General features: G+C 51.7%; 20 protein-coding genes. 11 read left to right on the forward strand and 9 right to left on the reverse strand.

What is annotated here, in order from left to right:
* The 5 genes from D6783_03925 to D6783_03945 all read right to left on the reverse strand — a co-directional run.
* Positions 1-157 (reverse strand): thioredoxin family protein (locus D6783_03925; GenBank protein ID RME52709.1); only part of this gene is annotated, 157 nt, incomplete at its 3' end.
* Positions 154-444 carry an ArsR family transcriptional regulator gene (locus D6783_03930; GenBank protein RME52710.1) on the reverse strand — a complete coding sequence of 97 codons (291 nt, stop codon included), beginning with the start codon at positions 442-444 and terminating at the stop codon, positions 154-156. The genes D6783_03925 and D6783_03930, both read right to left, overlap by 4 nt.
* 317 nt (positions 445-761) lie before the next feature.
* Complete coding sequence (locus tag D6783_03935; GenBank protein RME52711.1) at positions 762-959, reverse strand: DUF378 domain-containing protein; 198 nt, start codon at positions 957-959, stop codon at positions 762-764.
* Between the two features lie 95 nt (positions 960-1,054).
* On the reverse strand, positions 1,055-1,648 hold the full coding sequence (locus D6783_03940; protein ID RME52712.1) for a DedA family protein: 594 nt from the start codon (positions 1,646-1,648) through the stop codon (positions 1,055-1,057).
* A 114-nt stretch (positions 1,649-1,762) separates the two neighbouring features.
* Positions 1,763-3,172 carry a hypothetical protein gene (locus tag D6783_03945; protein RME52713.1) on the reverse strand — a complete coding sequence of 470 codons (1,410 nt, stop codon included), beginning with the start codon at positions 3,170-3,172 and terminating at the stop codon, positions 1,763-1,765.
* A gap of 260 nt (positions 3,173-3,432) precedes the next feature.
* On the opposite strand from D6783_03945, the gene D6783_03950 reads away from it, so the two are divergent.
* A complete protein-coding gene (locus D6783_03950; GenBank protein RME52714.1) occupies positions 3,433-4,788 on the forward strand; it encodes a hypothetical protein in 1,356 nt (451 codons plus the stop codon).
* Here D6783_03950 and D6783_03955 read toward each other — a convergent pair.
* Positions 4,785-5,477, reverse strand: coding sequence for a proteasome assembly chaperone family protein (locus D6783_03955; protein ID RME52715.1), 693 nt, complete (start codon positions 5,475-5,477; stop codon positions 4,785-4,787). The genes D6783_03950 and D6783_03955 overlap by 4 nt on opposite strands.
* 192 nt (positions 5,478-5,669) lie before the next feature.
* On the opposite strand from D6783_03955, the gene dph5 reads away from it, so the two are divergent.
* Complete coding sequence (gene dph5 / locus D6783_03960) at positions 5,670-6,431, forward strand: diphthine synthase (GenBank protein ID RME52727.1); 762 nt, start codon at positions 5,670-5,672, stop codon at positions 6,429-6,431.
* A 137-nt stretch (positions 6,432-6,568) separates the two neighbouring features.
* Here the strand turns inward: dph5 and D6783_03965 are convergent, their stop codons facing one another.
* Complete coding sequence (locus tag D6783_03965) at positions 6,569-7,303, reverse strand: slipin family protein (protein ID RME52728.1); 735 nt, start codon at positions 7,301-7,303, stop codon at positions 6,569-6,571.
* A gap of 276 nt (positions 7,304-7,579) precedes the next feature.
* Here D6783_03965 and D6783_03970 point away from each other — a divergent pair, with 276 nt between their 5' ends.
* The 9 genes from D6783_03970 to D6783_04010 all read left to right on the forward strand — a co-directional run bounded on the left by D6783_03970 (position 7,580) and on the right by D6783_04010 (position 15,365).
* Positions 7,580-8,137 (forward strand): LemA family protein, encoded by a 558-nt coding sequence (locus tag D6783_03970; protein ID RME52716.1) that lies wholly within the window; start codon positions 7,580-7,582, stop codon positions 8,135-8,137.
* A gap of 109 nt (positions 8,138-8,246) precedes the next feature.
* Positions 8,247-9,152: a zinc metalloprotease HtpX gene (locus tag D6783_03975; GenBank protein ID RME52717.1), complete on the forward strand. Its 906-nt coding sequence runs from the start codon at positions 8,247-8,249 to the stop codon at positions 9,150-9,152.
* A 77-nt stretch (positions 9,153-9,229) separates the two neighbouring features.
* Complete coding sequence (locus tag D6783_03980) at positions 9,230-9,562, forward strand: hypothetical protein (GenBank protein ID RME52718.1); 333 nt, start codon at positions 9,230-9,232, stop codon at positions 9,560-9,562.
* A gap of 125 nt (positions 9,563-9,687) precedes the next feature.
* Positions 9,688-10,110, forward strand: a complete 423-nt coding sequence (locus D6783_03985; GenBank protein ID RME52719.1) for a hypothetical protein — start codon at positions 9,688-9,690, stop codon at positions 10,108-10,110.
* A complete protein-coding gene (locus D6783_03990) occupies positions 10,098-10,925 on the forward strand; it encodes a DUF814 domain-containing protein (protein RME52720.1) in 828 nt (275 codons plus the stop codon). The genes D6783_03985 and D6783_03990 overlap by 13 nt, the downstream gene beginning before the upstream one ends.
* A gap of 113 nt (positions 10,926-11,038) precedes the next feature.
* On the forward strand, positions 11,039-12,538 hold the full coding sequence (locus D6783_03995; GenBank protein ID RME52721.1) for a hypothetical protein: 1,500 nt from the start codon (positions 11,039-11,041) through the stop codon (positions 12,536-12,538).
* Positions 12,539-12,559: 21 nt separating this feature from the next.
* Positions 12,560-13,162, forward strand: coding sequence for a hypothetical protein (locus tag D6783_04000; GenBank protein ID RME52722.1), 603 nt, complete (start codon positions 12,560-12,562; stop codon positions 13,160-13,162).
* A gap of 108 nt (positions 13,163-13,270) precedes the next feature.
* Positions 13,271-14,179, forward strand: coding sequence for a MoxR family ATPase (locus D6783_04005; protein RME52723.1), 909 nt, complete (start codon positions 13,271-13,273; stop codon positions 14,177-14,179).
* 91 nt (positions 14,180-14,270) lie between these two features.
* The gene (locus D6783_04010; GenBank protein RME52724.1) at positions 14,271-15,365 is read left to right on the forward strand and encodes a VWA domain-containing protein; all 1,095 of its coding nucleotides are present in this window, start codon (positions 14,271-14,273) and stop codon (positions 15,363-15,365) included.
* On the opposite strand, the gene D6783_04015 is transcribed toward D6783_04010, so the two are convergent.
* Together D6783_04015 and D6783_04020 are read right to left on the reverse strand one after the other, a co-directional pair.
* Positions 15,362-15,952, reverse strand: coding sequence for a hypothetical protein (locus tag D6783_04015; protein RME52725.1), 591 nt, complete (start codon positions 15,950-15,952; stop codon positions 15,362-15,364). The two genes, D6783_04010 and D6783_04015, sit on opposite strands and share 4 nt — an antisense overlap.
* Positions 15,949-16,377, reverse strand: coding sequence for a hypothetical protein (locus tag D6783_04020; GenBank protein RME52726.1), 429 nt, complete (start codon positions 16,375-16,377; stop codon positions 15,949-15,951). Before D6783_04020 ends, D6783_04015 begins: the two co-directional genes overlap by 4 nt.
* Positions 16,378-16,403 lie beyond the last annotated feature (26 nt).

Genomic DNA, 16,403 nt, shown 5'->3' on the forward strand with positions numbered 1-16,403 from the left:
ATGCAGGACTCCCCATAATGCCGCGATTAACCAGCTCGTTTACATCTTTGATATATTCTATCTCTGCATCTATTTTTCCTTCTTCTTTCAGCTTCTTAACTTTGTTATACAATGCTTCGCACGTCGGGCAGCCCGAGCCAATAACTGCTATTTTCATTTTTTAACACCTCCCTCCACTCTTGATGTTGATTCGTCATTAACTATCTTGAGAATTTTCACAACTTTATCGTTTACAATCTTGTAGGAAACATTTTTTCCTTCTCTCTTTGATTCAACTATGCCAAGATTTTCAAGCTTTGCCAATTGAATCGAAACTGTTGATTGCATTCTCTTCGTAAAGGGAACGATTTCACAAACGCATTTTTCTCCATTCAGAAGGCCCTCAACTATTTTTAACCGAGTTTCATCGCATAATGCCTTGAATATTTTTAACGATTCCTTCATATCAACATATTAACATGTATCAATATATAAAGGTTTTGGTTTTTATCAAAAAAACGCCAAAGACACAAGAGAGAGGACATTCACGCCAAGCCGTTTACGCCTTGGTATGCGCCCTGAAGGGAATGGCGCGTTTGGGAGAGCGCGGCGTGGCAAAATCAAAAGCGCTTTGAGTTCGGCATCCTGGCAATTGCCTTTGCCGAATCCTTTTAACGACCTTCTCGTCCCGAACAAAGCACGTTCTCTAAGAAAGACTTGGCTTATTTTGAATGGTATGCAAAAAAACCAGGTTCCATAAAAAAAAAAGAAAAGAAAAAAAATTATTTCTTCATTGCATAGTAAATCATATACACCGCTGAAAGCCCGACCAGAATATACACTGCATTCTGCAAGAATAGTATAGATCCCAAAACCGCTTTGACAAGGTCAAACTGGAACAAGCCTACCAATCCCCAGTTTAAACCCCCTACTATTACCAGCACTAACGCAATCCAGTCTAACACATTTTTTTCTGCCATAAAATCACCTCCTTTATTCACACGTAATAAAGAGCACATATATAAATATTATCGTTCCTTTTCTTCGTTGAGAACAACTCACCTCCTGAAGCAACCTATTTCTTTTTTTTCTTTCGCAACGCCTTTTTTCCCTCCCTGACAATCAAAACCCCCAACACGCCAACAGAGACGAGCGCGAAAAGCAGCAAGTACTTGTCAAGCAAGGCAATAAGCGAGGGGCCGAACACGTAAACAAAATACGCAACGAGAAAGAAACGAAGCGCGCGGGACACAAAAGAGGTCACCACGAACGGGACGAACCGAAGGTGAAAAACCCCTGCCCCGATGGTGACGAGCTTGTACGGCAGAGGCGTAAAGCCCGCGATGAAGACAGCAGCGTTTTCGTACCGCTGCAACAATTTGCCCAGTCGCATAATCTTTTTTTCAGAAAACCACCGCTTCAGCACCGCTTCTTCACCCCAATAGCCAATACCGTAGCCGAAAACGCCGCCGAGAAGCGACCCGACTGTGCACGCCAGTGCCAACACCCACCACGGCACGCTGCCCTCCAGAACAAGGACGATGAGCAACGTATCCGCAGGCACTGGAAAAAAAGAAGCCTCGACAAAGGCCAGCAAGAACAACCCCCACACGCCCAGCGGCCCAAAAAAAGCCGTAGTCCACCTCGTTACGTCTTGCACCAAACCCATTCGCAATCAACGGGACGCGATTGAACGTTTAAATAGTTTCCTGGCAAGAAACCAAACTCGGAAAACCGAAAAGGAGCGGCTAGCAAGAAAAAAAAGGAAAAAACCGCCGGTCCGTCACGACCTCCGAGGCCTCCGCACCACCCGCGCCGCCGCAACCCTCCCCGCCACTTCTTCAGCACCCACGAGGGACGCGATGAGCTGACGAGGCGTGGTAAACACCCTTGGCTCCCGCGCGAACCACCGCCTTCCAACCCGGAAAACGTCCTTGTGCTTGGCCTGAAACTTCAACGCAGCCGCCTCCTGACTGACGGGAGGTCCCTGCACCGTCATGACACGGCCAAGGCGGCGCGGCGCCACCACCCAGAAAAGCACTGCTCGAGGGAAACGAAATTCCCAATCTGTTTCGACCACGCGAAACCCGTGAAGGCGTAACTGGCGCGTCAGGAACTCATACACCTTTCTGCACTTCGCCCCAGCAACATCCTCCTTTTCATCCTTTCCCACGAGTTCAACCACCAACGCATCCGGATGCCGCTTCCAAATGCGAGAAGGCGTCAAGTGAACAATGGTGAACGCCCGCTGAGAAGGACGGGCAATGAATGCCGCGGCCGCCTTTTTTATTTTCTGAAACACCTGAGGACTGAGCGCCGCGGCCGCGTTGCGATCTGGCTGAAGCGGATCAATAACGATGAGGGGACTGTGCTTCTTGGCTTGATTCAAACCAACGGCAGTGCCGTGACCTTCCACGTCAATCACTACTGGCGGCTCCCACGCCGATGCTGCCCGAAGAAACGCGAGAAACGAGCCATAATGAATAATAAGCACATCAAGCACGTGGCCTGAGAGGCCTGAAATGTAACTTTCAGCCCCGTACACGCGCTGGGCCTGGCACCAACGCTTCGCGAGGCGAATCTCATCGGCGAGGAACGGCCGCTTCTCCAAATGCCCCTTCACGTACGCAACGTGAAGCGGGCTAAGATCGGTCACGTTCTGCGCCTCCCTCCAATGCGAAACGCGCAGTACCGGCACGATCTCGAACGTGAACCCCTTGTGCTTCCACACAAAATAATCCCTGCTCCCGTGCACTCGCTTCGCGCCGGGGGGAACCACTTGCTCGAGCAGATCCGAAAGCGACACTTTTTCTTGAGAAACGAATGAAGGATCAAAACGAACAAAGAGGTCGACATCGTGGCTTCCCCTCAGCGCCGTATTCTTCGCAACGCTCCCGCCAAGGACAACATCAGCAGGCCAACCTTTTCTTTGAATCCCCTCTTGCACCCGCGCAATACCATCCTTGACGGGAGGCTTCCTCACAGGACGAAGCGCCCTTGCTACCTTGCGCAAGTCCACCTCTCCACGCTTCCCTTGGCGTTGTTTACCAGTCAACCACCCACCTCCACGCCAGGCTCCGAAAAGAACAGAACACGAAGGCGGCCGTGAGCAACCACCGACGAGAAAGGAGAGCACCCTGCGCCAAGCACCACGCACGCCCTCGCTGCCCGCTCCTGCTCTGCATTCCCGCAAACCCTTACCATCATGCCGCCGCTGCTTACGCGCGCGTTCTTTAAATACCTTCTTATTACCTGTCTGTCTGTTCGATTGCTTGGCCCCCTTGTATTTCTAGAGCAGCGCTCCTCACGCTCGATTTGGTGCTCAACCCGCCAAAAAACCACCTGCTCGTTACCCCGCCAGCCTTCCTTTCCACGCAACGACCGCTCCCCCCGACAAACAACGACCGAACGCGCGCCAGGTAGCAAGAGCACGCTCAGGAATAAATTTTATAAATGCGAGGCATGGTGAAGAACGTAATGGCACTGAGCAGCGCAGCCGACCCCACCCTCACCTACCTCATGGGCCTCGCCCTCGTTCTCGTGTTCGGCATCCTCATCACCATCCTCGCCAACAAACTACGCATTTCCAACATCCTCCTCCTCATCCTCTTCGGCCTCGCCCTCGGCGCCATCCCGCAAGACAAATACCCCCTCTTCTCCTTCGACGACGCATTCCTCATCTCTCTCGCCGTCCTCACCCTCGTCATGATTGTTTTCGACGGGTCATCCCGCTTCAAACTCGGCGAGATCGACGAACACTCCTGGAGAGGGCTTAAAATCGTCCTTGTCTTTATGGGACTGAACATCCTCATCCTCACCCCCGCAACCCTCTTCGCGTACAGCAAGGACGGCGTTGGTTGGTTCGCGGCTTCCCTCTACGCCCTCATGTTCTCCGTCATCATGGTCGGCACCGACCCCGGCTCAGTATTCATACTCCTCAAAAACACCACGCACCGCGTCATTGACGTCCTCAAAATCGAGGCCATCATGAACACCCCCCTCATGGTGCTCATCCCCTTCCTCCTCATGGACATCCTCAACCAAGTCACGAGCGAAGCGAGAGAAGGAAGCCTTTTCGACATCCTCACCGGCTACATTCCAGGATTCATCAGCCAAATCGTCGTCGGCCTCGGCGTCGGCCTCCTCACCGGGCTCATCATTATCAAGCTCATGAGAAAGTTCTACTCCGAAACCCTCTCCCCCGTCGCGCTCATGGGAGCAGCGCTCCTCACCTACGCCCTTGCCGAATGGCTGGGGGGGAACGGCGTTCTCGCCGTCGCGTTCCTCGGCGTCGCGTTCGGCAACACCTACGTACGAGAAAAAACAAGCCTGCAAGAATTCAGCTCGCACCTCTCCCTCTCGCTCGAAATCCTCGTCTACGTCCTCATCGGCATCGCCATCTTTCCAACACTCCCCTGGACGAACACCTTGTTTTGGATGCGCGCAGCCCTCCTCTTCCTCGTCCTCTTTGTAAGCAGACTCGCCACCATCCTCCTCCTCTTTCGCAAAGAAGACACCTTCGGCCCAAAAGAAAAACTCTTCATGGCACTGAACATGCCAAAAGGCATCGCAGTCGCCGTCGTCGTCTTCAAATTCCTCTCTTCAAACCAACCCGATTACTTCATCGAACTGCTCAACCTTACCGTCGTGTTCATGATGATCTCCCTCCTCATCGCTTCCGTCACGGACCGGTTCGGCAACTACTTCCTCATACCAAACCCTGCAGACTCAACCAACACCGCAACCACCAAGAGCACCTCGCCACAAACCCCCCTCGCTGGGCAGCAGCCCCATAACGACGAATCCTAACCCAAATAGCTCAGCGCTTTCTTGTCCGCTTCCTGCGTTGCCTTGCCTGTTTGTTCGAGAATTGTTTTGAGCTTGTGCTCAAACTGAATGGCCTGTTCAAGTAACGGCTTCGTGTCAAGTCCGAGCTTGAGATAGTTATTCAGCACCTCCACAATCTTAGCAGCCGCCTTCGAGTCAGGAAGCGCAGAATGCGTCTCTGCAAAAAGACAACTCACCTTCTTCACACGAAGCATTAAGCTTGCCGTTACACCAATGATGATACCTTCCTTGAGGGGTTCAGCCCCGCACTTGGCAAACGAAGGGTTGCCATAATAAAAGACGCTTGGCTCCTCTGTCGGAATTAAGGCATTAACGCCTTCAAGAGAAATGATTTCTTTTGCAGAAAGCGACGATGCCATCTTCGCAATGGTTTCCGCAATGCTCCACTCCTCTCCCTTCGTGTTCAAGAGTGTGTGGAGGACAACCAGGTTATACTTCTTGACATAGTGCACACCCATAGGATGCACAAGCTTCCCCTTATGCAAAGCAATCGTAGGTGGAAGCACATCATAAACAAATTCGCCAATTTGTTCCGTGCCAAGATGCTCAAGCAAGAACTCCGTCGCGATAGTGCCGACAAGGCCGAACCCGGGAAACCCCTCAATGATACGAACATTCTTTGGCTTTTTTTTCAACTTGATAGAAATCATTCTTCTCGCCACCTCTTTTTTCTCAAAAACGTTGTTTCTTTTCTAACCCTCCTTCCTCCCAAAAAAAAAGATTGCGTACAACCCTTGATCATACAACCTTTGACCACATCATCGCTTTGCTAAAACAATTCTAAAACAAAGATGTTTTTAAATCTTTGCGTTTTCCCTCTGCAAACAAGAAACGGCGAGAACATGACTCTCTACCTCATCGGCATCGGCCTCGCAAATGAAGAAGACATCTCTGTTCGAGGACTCACGAGCATCAAGACGTGCGAACACGTGTACTTAGAAGGCTACACCTCCATCCTCGAATCAGGAAAGGACCGCCTCGAAGCGCTCTACGCAAAACCCATTACCATCCTCGACCGCGACGATGTGGAAAAAGGTTGCGAACGCATGGTAGAACAAGCAAAAACAAAAAATGTCGCCTTCCTCGCCGTTGGTGACGTCTTCTCTGCAACCACACACATCGCGCTTTATCTCGAAGCAAAAAAAAGAAACGTTCCTGTCACCGTCATTCACGGAGCCTCCATCCTCACCGCCGTCGGCAAAACAGGACTGGAACTCTACAAATTCGGCAAAACAACATCCATACCCTTCCTCCACGAGAACGTCACAACACCGTACACCGTTCTTGTAACAAACAAAAACGCAGGCCTCCACACCCTCTTCCTCCTCGACCTCACCCCGAACAAAAACCGTTTCCTCACCATTCCACAAGCAGCCCGCTACCTCCTCGAACAAGAACGCCAACAAAGAAAAGGCGTCGTTGATGAAACCACAATGGGCGTGGCGTGCTCGCGCCTCGGGTGGAGCGACGAAACCATCACGTACGCAACCTTGCATGCGCTGGCCACTGAGCGCGTCCCGACGGGCAAGCCGCCCTCATGCCTCATCATCCCTGCCGACCTGCACTTCATAGAAGAGGAAGCACTCGCACACTACTCGCGATAAGGGAAACTGGCCGCGAGCTCAACAAGGAAAACGCGCTCGCCAACCGACGCGCCTTTGCTGACCAATTGGCCGCGCTCGCAAACGGTGTTCAACGAGGGCCGCACGGCGACAACACCCGAGCCCCGCTGCGCGCGTCTTTATTTTCCAAACGCCCGCAAAATTTCAAGCGGAACGGCAAACACAACCGTGTTGGACTGGTCTGAACTCAAATCGTTGAGGGTGTTAAGCGTTCTCAAATGCAACGCCCCGGGCGATGCGCTCAGCATCTTCGCCGCTTTGGAAAGATTCTGTGCAGCAACAACCTCCCCCTCTGCTTTGATGATGACAGCCCGCTTCTCACGCTCCGCTTCTGCCTGCTTGCTCATCACCCGCTTCATATCCCTCGGCAGAAGGACGTCTTTCAAATCAACGTTATCAACTTGGATGCCCCACGGATCCGACGCCTTATCGACAATGTTGCGGATGCTCTCACTCAGCTTCTCCCGTTGAGAGAGGAGCTCGTCAAGCTCCACCTCGCCAATGATGTTTCGCATCGTCGTTTGGGCAAGCTGCTGCATTGCATAGCGAAAGTTCTCAACACTAATGATGGCTTTTTTTGCATCAACCACTTTGTAGTACACGACCGCGTTGACGTTGACAGAGATGTTGTCCTTCGTAATACAGTCTTGATCAGGAACGTCCACCGCCTTCACCCGCATATCCACCCGCTGATACGACTGAATAATAGGAAAAACAATGCGCAGCCCGGGATTCATTACGTTCCAGAATTTTCCAAACGTGAACTTAACGCCGCGCTCGTATTCATTAATCACGCGCAAACCAAGAACGAAATACCCTGCAACAAGAACCCCAACGTACACCCACCAAGCCATAACGACCACCTCCTCCTTCAAGCCTTTCTTGACCTTTTTTCAAGCACAAAGTTCAAGCACGAAGCAAGCGCACAACGTATACGCCTTCACACCCCCCTCTTGCTTTCCTTGCCTTTCCTCCTTCCCACAAAAAAGTTTATAAAGATTGTGTTTTTCGTTAGTTTTACGCTTCAGTATTCCTCTCATTTTTCATATGCTCTGCGCCAAGATTGGCTGGCACCGAGAAGGTAAGCAGGGGGGAAGGACTTCCCAAAAAAAAAACGGGGTGAATAACAAATGGTTAGCACAGGAATGTGGATTCTCATTGGCATTGCGGTCGTCGTCGTTCTCTGGGCCATCGTCAAGTTCAACAGGCTCATCGCGCTTCGCAACCGCATCAACAACGCCTGGTCTCAAATAGACGTCCAGCTCAAGCGAAGGTTCGACCTCATCCCAAACCTCGTCGAAACGGTCAAGGGATACGCCAAACACGAAAAGCAAGTGCTTGAGAACGTTACGAAAGCAAGAGCCGCGCTTCAAACCGCCCAGACCGTTGCCGACAAGGCAAAGGCGGACAACATGATCACCGGCGCGCTCAAGTCCCTCTTTGCCGTCTCGGAAAACTACCCTGACTTGAAAGCCAACCAGAACTTCCTCCAGCTCCAAGAAGAACTCTCAGGAACAGAAACAAAAATTGCTGCTGCGAGGCAGTTCTACAACGACACCGTCCTGCAATACCACAACGCCATTCAATCCTTCCCAACAAACATCATCGCAAAACTCTTCGGCTTTAAGGAGCGTGAGTTCTTCAAAGCACCTGAAGAAGAGCGAAAAGCCGTCAAGGTCTCCTTTTAGGAGACACGTGAGAGAACGCGTGTTGGGAATGGGCTTCGTTGGGGGATGGCAGAAACGGTTTCCACCAACGACACCACTGCCAAAAAAAGGAAAGGAGATGCTGTAGGCGATGAACGAGCGGCGAAGCTTTTTTGATGAAATTGCAAGGAACAAACTCAAATCCACCGCTCTCCTCTTTCTTTTCTCAGGCGTCATCATCGCACTCGGGTACGTCCTCGGCCTCATCTGGTTCCCCCAGTGGCCTTTTGCCGGCATGTTCCTCGCCTTCTTCATTGGCGTCATCTACATGGCCTTCGCCTGGGTCGGCGGAGATAAAATCATCCTCAGCACAAGCCGTGCAAGGCCTGTCAAGAAGGAAGAAGACCCCTACCTCGTCAACACCGTCGAAGCCATGGCTATCGCTGCAGGACTGTCAAAGCCGCCGCGCGTCTACATCATCAACGAGACTTCCATGAATGCCTTCGCAACGGGCAGAGACCCAAACCATGCCGTCATTGCAGTCACGTCTGGCCTGCGAAAACGTATGAACCGTCTCGAACTCGAAGGCGTCATCGCCCACGAAATGAGCCATATCAAAAACTACGACATTCGCGTCATGATGCTCGCCACCGTCCTCCTTGGCATCGTCGTCCTCATCAGCGACTTGCTCCTGCGCTCCTTCCTCTACGGCGGTTCAGGCAGAGACCGAAAAAACAACACTGTATTCCTCCTCGTCGGACTCGCCCTCGCCATCCTCGCCCCGATCATCGCCCAGCTTTTGCGCCTCGCCATTTCACGAAAGCGCGAATTCCTCGCCGACGCGACTGCGGTTCAGCTCACACGCAACCCTTCAGGCCTTGCTAGCGCCCTCAAAAAAATCCGCGATGACCATGACAAAGTCGTCGACATTGCAAACAAGGCAACCGCCCACCTCTACATTGAAAACCCTCTCCGCCACAAAAAGAGCTGGCTCAACAACCTCTTCTCCACCCACCCTGATATTAACGAGCGCATCGCGCGACTCGAAGCAATGTAAAAAAAAAAAGATACGAGCAACGAAAAAGCGAGCAACGAAAAAAAGAACGCCAGCAGGTCAAACGAAGGTATACCTTGATGAAAAACAACACAGCAATCCACAACAAAAAAAGCAAAAGAAAAGAAACAGAAGAAACAGCGCCGATAAGGAAAACAGCGCAGATACTTACTTTTTCCTTTTTCACCTCCCTCCTCCTCATCCTCTTCATTTCGGGATGCAAGCAAGCGCCGCAAGAACCGCCCATCAAAGGACCTTTCTGCGAAGACCTCGGCGGCGTCTGCAAAGAAGCCTGCGACACGGGCTATCAACCCTCCCTTCTCGACTGCAAAGACGCAACACTGCAGTGCTGCATCACCCGCCCCATTATTGGCGAAGGCAAGGAACTCCAACAAGACAACACCAGTAGGTAAGCCCCTCCTCAGCCGTTTCAGAAACCAACCTCAAACAAAAAAAGAGCAACAAAAAAAAGGGAAAGAAACGCTTCTTGGCACGTTACCGAAATCTTTATAAATTTAAGAAAGGGTTTGTCTTTGATATGCGCTCACGTCGAGGAATGTCCCCCTTAATTGCAACCGTTCTACTCATCGCCTTTGCAGTAGCGCTGGGGGCCATGATTATGAACTGGGAGCCCGCAGGAGGGGGAGGGTGCGCAAACGTGCTCCTCTCTAGCAGCAAGTTCTGCCATACCGGAAACACCATCAAGCTCAAAATTCACAACAAAGGCAGTCAAGACGTCGTGAAGACCGCACTCGCCCTTGGCGAAGAAGGCCGCCTCCCCATCCCAGAACCTTCAGGCATCCCTGCCAACAGCGTCCTCGAAAAAGACCTTCCCGACTACTACAACATCGTCAAAGAATTTTCCTCCGTCGGCATCGTGCCAAAGGTCCAATCCGGGAAGCGAGAAGTCGAGTGCGGCGTTCGGCTCCCCCACGACGAGCTGCCAGAGTGCACGTCATGAAACTCGTTCTGAACATCACCGAGCCACTCCAACGAGCAGCCCAGCGATACTTCGAAGCTGCAAAACGAGCAAGAAAAAAGGCAAAAGGCGCCCGCGCAGCCATCGAACGAGCACGCAAAGAAGCAAAAGAGGCTCAACACGCAGCGCCGCGCATTGAAAAACCAAGCCTCAAGCAAAAACGAAAAAAAGAATGGTACGAACGATTCCGCTGGTGCCTAACGTCTGACGGCTTCCTTCTCGTCGGCGGAAGAGACGCAACAACCAACGAAATACTCATCAAGAAACACACAGAAAAAAACGACATCGTCTTTCACACCGACATGGCAGCAAGCCCCTTTGTCATCCTCAAAACTAAAGGAAAAACACCCCCTGACACGTCGCTTGAAGAAGCCGCCGGGTTCGTCGCCATACACTCGCGAGCATGGAAGCTCGGCCTTTCAACAACAGAAGTCTTTCACGTCCGCCCAGACCAAGTCAGTAAGGAAGCCAAAGCAGGCGAAGTCCTCCCAAAAGGATCATTCATGATTTACGGAAAAACCACGTATCACCACCCGCGCGTCGAAGCAGCCGTCGGTCTCCTTAACGGCTCCGTCCTTGCAGGACCAATCAGCGCCGTGACTCACCACTGCAAACAAGCAATACAGATCAAACCAGGGCGTATGAAAAAATCGGAGGCCGCAAAACAACTTCGAAACGAGCTTGGCGGCGGCGAACTTGACGACTACCTCTCAGCCCTCCCCAGCGGAGGCATCAGCATCGTCAAAGAAAAACAAACAAAGAAAAGAACAGCGACGGCCAAGGCAACAAGACGATAGCAACAAAACAGGCGGCTCAGCCAAGCACACCCCGCCGCCCAAACACTACCAACCAGCGAAGAAACCGCACGATAGGAAAAGTTATTTAAACAACACAGCCCAAAAACAAGGTCATGCCAACCCGCGTCTTTTTAGCACCATCAGAAAAACTAAAAAAATTCAATTTCTCCAAAGAGGAACTTGCAGAAGAATTCAGCCACGGCGGCGAAGGCGGCTCCCTCTACTACTACACCGGCTACCCTCAACCAGACGCGCGCCTACGACTCATCATTGAAAGCGCCCACGCCAGCATTGAAGAGATGTACTACTGGATACTCGAGCACCTGCGCACGGACTTCTCCTTCGGCGTCGTCGACAAAATAACAGACGTGTTCACCGCATCCGAACAAAGCGCTTTTTGGGGCCAAAGCCAGCAACGCCTCGGCATCCAGCAAGACCGCGTACAAAACTACATGGTCTCCATCGGGAAGATGGTCAAAGACCTCTTCGCCATCGTCCGCGAGCTGCGCATCATCGACGAAAAACTTGAACCCCGCATCATCTGGAACGAAGCAGCACGCGCCGTCAAGGAAGGCAAGCCCGCCACTTCCGTCCCCGGCGTGAAAGCAGCAGACTCAACACTCAAATCAGAATTCACCGACCTCGTCGAGAACAGAGGAGGACAAATCCAGCCCGGCTCCATCTACCACCTTGCCCAACGCGTCGGCTACGCCACCCTTCCAGACCTCTTCTTCAACACAAAAGTCTTCGACATCAAATCCATTGACAAAGTCGTCGACGGCCTCGACTTCAACCCGAACGTCAAAAACGTCCTTCGAAGAAAACTCATGCAATTCGTCAACTGGAAGCTCAAATCAGACCACGAACTCGAACAGCGCAGACGGTTCCAAATACGCTACCTCCGCCAGCACTGGGACACTATCAAGATGTACATGTCCTGGGTCAAGCCCTACCTGCGCAACGTCAAACGCCTCTCCATGAACCCGCAGTTCTCAGAAAGCCCCGACCTCGTCGCCGCCTTCGAAGGCGCCCTTACCGAAATAGAACTTCTCGCCCGGCAAAAACCGATCAAAGGCGTCTATCCCTGCATTGTAGCCACCTTCCTTCACCGAACCAGGCCACACATGGACTTCCACCGCGAAGGCTTCCAACACCGAGGACCCGTCCATGTCGGAAGAGTCGAACTCACCCTTCGCGCCTACTCCTGGACAGAAGAAGACATCAAAAACTACAAAGCATACCGGGAAGCAGAAGAAATGGACCTTCTCGAACTCGTCGACGAATCCGTCAAATCAGCAATGGACGCCCTCAGCGACGATCTCGAAAAATACCTTGAAGGCCTCGGCGCCCCGGACAAGCTCACCAAGAAACCAACACCCGTCAACGCCGCGACCACAACGAAAAAAAGAGCCCCGCCAGGAGCCCTCGACCCCTTCCTGGCCATCTTCAAAGGATTCGGAGAACTCTTCTCTCCCTTTGCACCAATCCACCGAAAAGAAAAGCAACCTGCAAGGACCAAGCCCGACGCGAAAGCTGCAAAAAAAACAGCAGTCATAACCATCTACCAAGTATACAAAAACTACAAAAAATCCCACCGACTCCTCTCCTGGTAAACAACCCCCCTCCTTTGCTCCATGCCCGGCGAAACAGACATCCCCGAAGAAGAACGGCTCCGCAGACTTCTCGAAGAACGAGAGAAGAAAAAACGCGAACTCGAAGAGCTCGAACGCAAAAAGCGAGAAGAACTAAAAAAAACAGAACAAAACATCACAACCATAGAACAAGAACTGCGCGAAATCGAAGAGGAAACAACCCAAAGCAACCCCCAAGAAAACCAAGAAACAGAAACGGCCGAACAAGAAAGCTTGGAAGAAGTAATCGCGGCCGAAAAGCAACAACCCAACAACCAAGAAACACCCGCTTACGGCGAAGCGCTCGAACAAATCAGAGAAGGAAACGCGAACATTTACACGCTCACCGACTACAACGCCTACGACCAGCTCAAAACCATCCGAGATCGCCTCGCAACAGGCGCCACCATCACGCCACAAGAACGAGAACTCATCACACAATGGGACCAGCAACTGCGCAAAGCCCAAGAACGCCAAGACTACATCGCCCAGCACGACCCCTTCGGCTACGTCGCGCGATCAGAGGCGGTCATTAGCCAAATCAGAGCGTACCTGGGCAACACCGCCGGGCAAGACGCAACCAAAAAACAACCCGACGCGTGGTAAACAGGCTTCCCCAACCAACCAGCAAACAAACCTCTCCATCCAGCAAAAGCCCCCACCCCAAACCACACCAAATACTTTATAAACACGCTCTGGCTTTCTTCTCAGCCTATGCCATCGAACCAACACAACTGGATCCTCCAAGCAGACTTCAACGATATCTACGGGCAAGACGCGGCCAAGCACCAGCTCAAAGCAGCCCTCCTTGCCAAAAGAAACATCATCCTCGTCGGGCCTCCCGGCATCGGCAAAACCACCCTTGCCAAAAACGTCGCCAAAGCACTCCCTTCTACAAAAAAAGAATCACGCTTCGTGCGCGTCCAAGGCAGCCCCGACCTCACCGCCGAAGACCTCATCGGCGACATCGACCCCATCAAAGCAATCGAATACGGTCCCATGAGCCCCCAAGCATTCACGCCAGGCAAGCTCTTCAAAGCCGACGGCGGCGTCCTCTTCTTCGACGAAGTCAACCGATGCAGCGAAAAACTCCAAAACGCCCTCCTCCAAGCTCTCGAAGAAAACATCGTCACCATCGGCAGCTACACCACCGACCTCCCCGCGACGTTCATCTTCATCGGCACCATGAACCCGGAAGACTCCAGTACCGAACCCCTCAGCGACGTCTTCCTCGACCGCTTCGACCTCATCTACCTCGACTACCCCGAAACCTTCGAGATAGAAGAACGCATCGTCAAAGAAAAAGCAAAAACCATCTGCACCTTCCCAGACACGCTCTTCCACCCCGTCCTCGCGTTCATCCGCGCCTTACGCGAAAGCGACAAGCTCGAAAAAAAACCCAGCGTCCGCGCAAGCATTGGCATCTACGAGCAAGCCCAAGCCATCGCGACCGTCCAAGGAAGAAACACCGTCACCTTCCAAGACATCCTCGCCTGCCTTCGCAGCGTCCTCAGCCACCGCATCCGTCTCAAACCCAGCCTCAAATACCTCCAAAGCACTGAAGAATTCGTGACCAACGAATTCCGCACTTTCTGGGAAAAAAAACACGCCGACGGCCTTTGACACAGGCCAAAAAAACACCCGCATAGAAGAAAAAACCAGCATTGAAGAACTGAGCGGAGAAACAGGCAGCAGCCCAACCAAACAGCGCCTCATGCGCAGCGTCATCGAAAACGACCAAGAAACCATCGATGAAGGAAAAATCATCAGTGAAAGCATCTCCCAAGGCCTCGGAGGATTCACACCGGACCTCCTCTTCAACAACCTCGTCAAGAACTTCCAACGCGCAAAAAAACTCTACGGAGCAACCATCATCAGAGAAGTCACGGACTTCGAAGAAGACTACATCGAAAAAAACCTCAACATCCCCGAATTCAAAGCCACCCTCAAACGCAACATTGAACGCAACATTGCAAAACTCAAAGAAAAAGGACTTCTTGACAAAGAAGGACAATTCACCCAGGCCGCCTACACCCTCGCCAGCATCATCCTCTACACAGAAGAACTCGACAAGCTCCGCGTCAAAGGCCTCGGAGAACACGAAGAACACATCAAAAACCACTACGGAGAAAAAAAGCACACCGCGCCCTACAAGAAAGGAGCAAGGTACCGCGACATCGCCCTGAAATCAACACTCCGAAAAGCCATCCGAAGAAGCCACCGCCGCATCCTCCCAGAAGACCTCACCACGTGGGAGCGAAAACGCAAAGGCAACATCTCAATCATCTACGCCCTCGACGCGTCAGGAAGTATGCGCGGCAAAAAACTGAGCACCGCCAAGAAAGCAGGCATCGCACTCGCCTTCAAAACCATCCAAGAAAAAAACAAAGCAGGACTCCTCATTTTCTCTTCAATCATTGAAGACGCCATCCCCCCCACCCAAGACTTCCTCCACCTCCTCACCACACTCGCAAAAGCAAAGGCAAGCAAAGAAACAGACCTCACCAAAGCCCTCCACAAAGCAATCGAACTCTTTCCCAAACGAGCAGAAACCAATCACCTCATCATCCTCTCAGACGCCATCCCCACCAAAGGGAAAAACCCAACAAGCGAAACTCGCAAAGCAGCCAGCCTCGCCCGGTCAGAAGGCATCACCATCTCCCTCATCGGCATCGGGCTGGACGAGAGGGGAGAACGCCTCGCCAAGGACATCACCACCATCGGGAACGGCAGGCTCTACATAACAAACACACTCGAAAACCTCGACACCATCATACTCCAAGAATACGACACCATCACCGCAAGCTAAAAAACAATCATTCTCGGATCACGTTTCTTTTTCGTCTGCAACGTCTCAAACGCTTCCAACAACAACGCCTCATCCACAATCACCCTCCCCTGCCGAGGATCCATAACCACCATCCCCCGCTCATCCTTACACACGACCACGTAATTCGACGTGCTCTTCGCATCCCTCAAAATCCCCGCGTTCACCCGCAAAAGCAAAATCCTCCCTTCCTCAAGAAGCGACTTCACCTCCGCAAAATCAAACACTCGCTCCTCAATAGGAATGCCCAACTCCTTCGCATCCCTCGCGTACAACTTCGATGTGAACTTCGCCTCATCAATGTGCTTCTTCGTATAGCGATGAAACCGGTAATCAGGAAACTCATACTCACGCTCCCCCACCACGATACGCGGCCGCAAACCCTGCTTCTTCGCAAAAACCGCAAGACCATAAATGCTGGACGCCCGAACAGGAAGACACGCAGACGCCATCCAAATACGATGCTCATTCTCCTTTGACAACGAAAAAGAACGTTTAAAATGATTCACAATCATCAAAAGCCCGCACGCGGCCGTCGTAAACTCCGAAGTTTGAATGTATGGTTTCATGAAAAACACAGCAAGGCGTTTTTTGCATCAAACTTCACCTTGCCTCCAATCTTCAAAGGAATCACGTCCCGCCCATGGCCGATATCCAATTCACAAAGGACCGGAACGCTAACATACCTCCTGACAAAATCTCGAAGTAACGGCAAGTAATCTCCCGAATTCTCCATTTTCCCAAAGATGACAGCTCTTATTTTCTTAAAAATTTTTGCAAAATATAAATGAAGCAAAAGAAAATGTAATTTTTGCGGTGAACTACCAACTTCTTCCAAAAAAAGTACCTTCCCCTCAACGTTAGGTTCAAATTTCGTTCCCAAAAGCCCTGCTAAGATCAGCAAGTTACCACCAACCAGCCTTCCCTCAAACGATGCCGGTTTGAACAAAAGATGATTCTTTGAGCAATATGTGTGATACTCTTCATTCTTCAAACAGTTTAAAAATAACGGAAGATAGG

The organism is Candidatus Woesearchaeota archaeon (assembly GCA_003694805.1).
GTDB lineage: Archaea > Nanobdellota > Nanobdellia > Woesearchaeales > J110 > J110.

Excerpts from the sequence above, each read along its gene's own strand:
- D6783_04015 (RME52725.1), bottom strand. The coding sequence starts at position 15,952 with ATGAAACCATACATTCAAACTTCGGAGTTTACGACGGCCGCGTGCGGG.
- D6783_03985 (RME52719.1), top strand. The coding sequence starts at position 9,688 with ATGCGCTCACGTCGAGGAATGTCCCCCTTAATTGCAACCGTTCTACTC.
- dph5 (RME52727.1), top strand. The coding sequence starts at position 5,670 with ATGACTCTCTACCTCATCGGCATCGGCCTCGCAAATGAAGAAGACATC.
- D6783_04000 (RME52722.1), top strand. The coding sequence starts at position 12,560 with ATGCCCGGCGAAACAGACATCCCCGAAGAAGAACGGCTCCGCAGACTT.
- D6783_03930 (RME52710.1), bottom strand. The coding sequence starts at position 444 with ATGAAGGAATCGTTAAAAATATTCAAGGCATTATGCGATGAAACTCGG.
- D6783_03940 (RME52712.1), bottom strand. The coding sequence starts at position 1,648 with ATGGGTTTGGTGCAAGACGTAACGAGGTGGACTACGGCTTTTTTTGGG.
- D6783_03950 (RME52714.1), top strand. The coding sequence starts at position 3,433 with ATGCGAGGCATGGTGAAGAACGTAATGGCACTGAGCAGCGCAGCCGAC.
- D6783_03935 (RME52711.1), bottom strand. The coding sequence starts at position 959 with ATGGCAGAAAAAAATGTGTTAGACTGGATTGCGTTAGTGCTGGTAATA.
- D6783_03980 (RME52718.1), top strand. The coding sequence starts at position 9,230 with ATGAAAAACAACACAGCAATCCACAACAAAAAAAGCAAAAGAAAAGAA.
- D6783_04010 (RME52724.1), top strand. The coding sequence starts at position 14,271 with ATGCGCAGCGTCATCGAAAACGACCAAGAAACCATCGATGAAGGAAAA.
- D6783_03975 (RME52717.1), top strand. The coding sequence starts at position 8,247 with ATGAACGAGCGGCGAAGCTTTTTTGATGAAATTGCAAGGAACAAACTC.
- D6783_03995 (RME52721.1), top strand. The coding sequence starts at position 11,039 with ATGCCAACCCGCGTCTTTTTAGCACCATCAGAAAAACTAAAAAAATTC.
- D6783_04005 (RME52723.1), top strand. The coding sequence starts at position 13,271 with ATGCCATCGAACCAACACAACTGGATCCTCCAAGCAGACTTCAACGAT.
- D6783_03970 (RME52716.1), top strand. The coding sequence starts at position 7,580 with ATGGTTAGCACAGGAATGTGGATTCTCATTGGCATTGCGGTCGTCGTC.
- D6783_03965 (RME52728.1), bottom strand. The coding sequence starts at position 7,303 with ATGGCTTGGTGGGTGTACGTTGGGGTTCTTGTTGCAGGGTATTTCGTT.
- D6783_03955 (RME52715.1), bottom strand. The coding sequence starts at position 5,477 with ATGATTTCTATCAAGTTGAAAAAAAAGCCAAAGAATGTTCGTATCATT.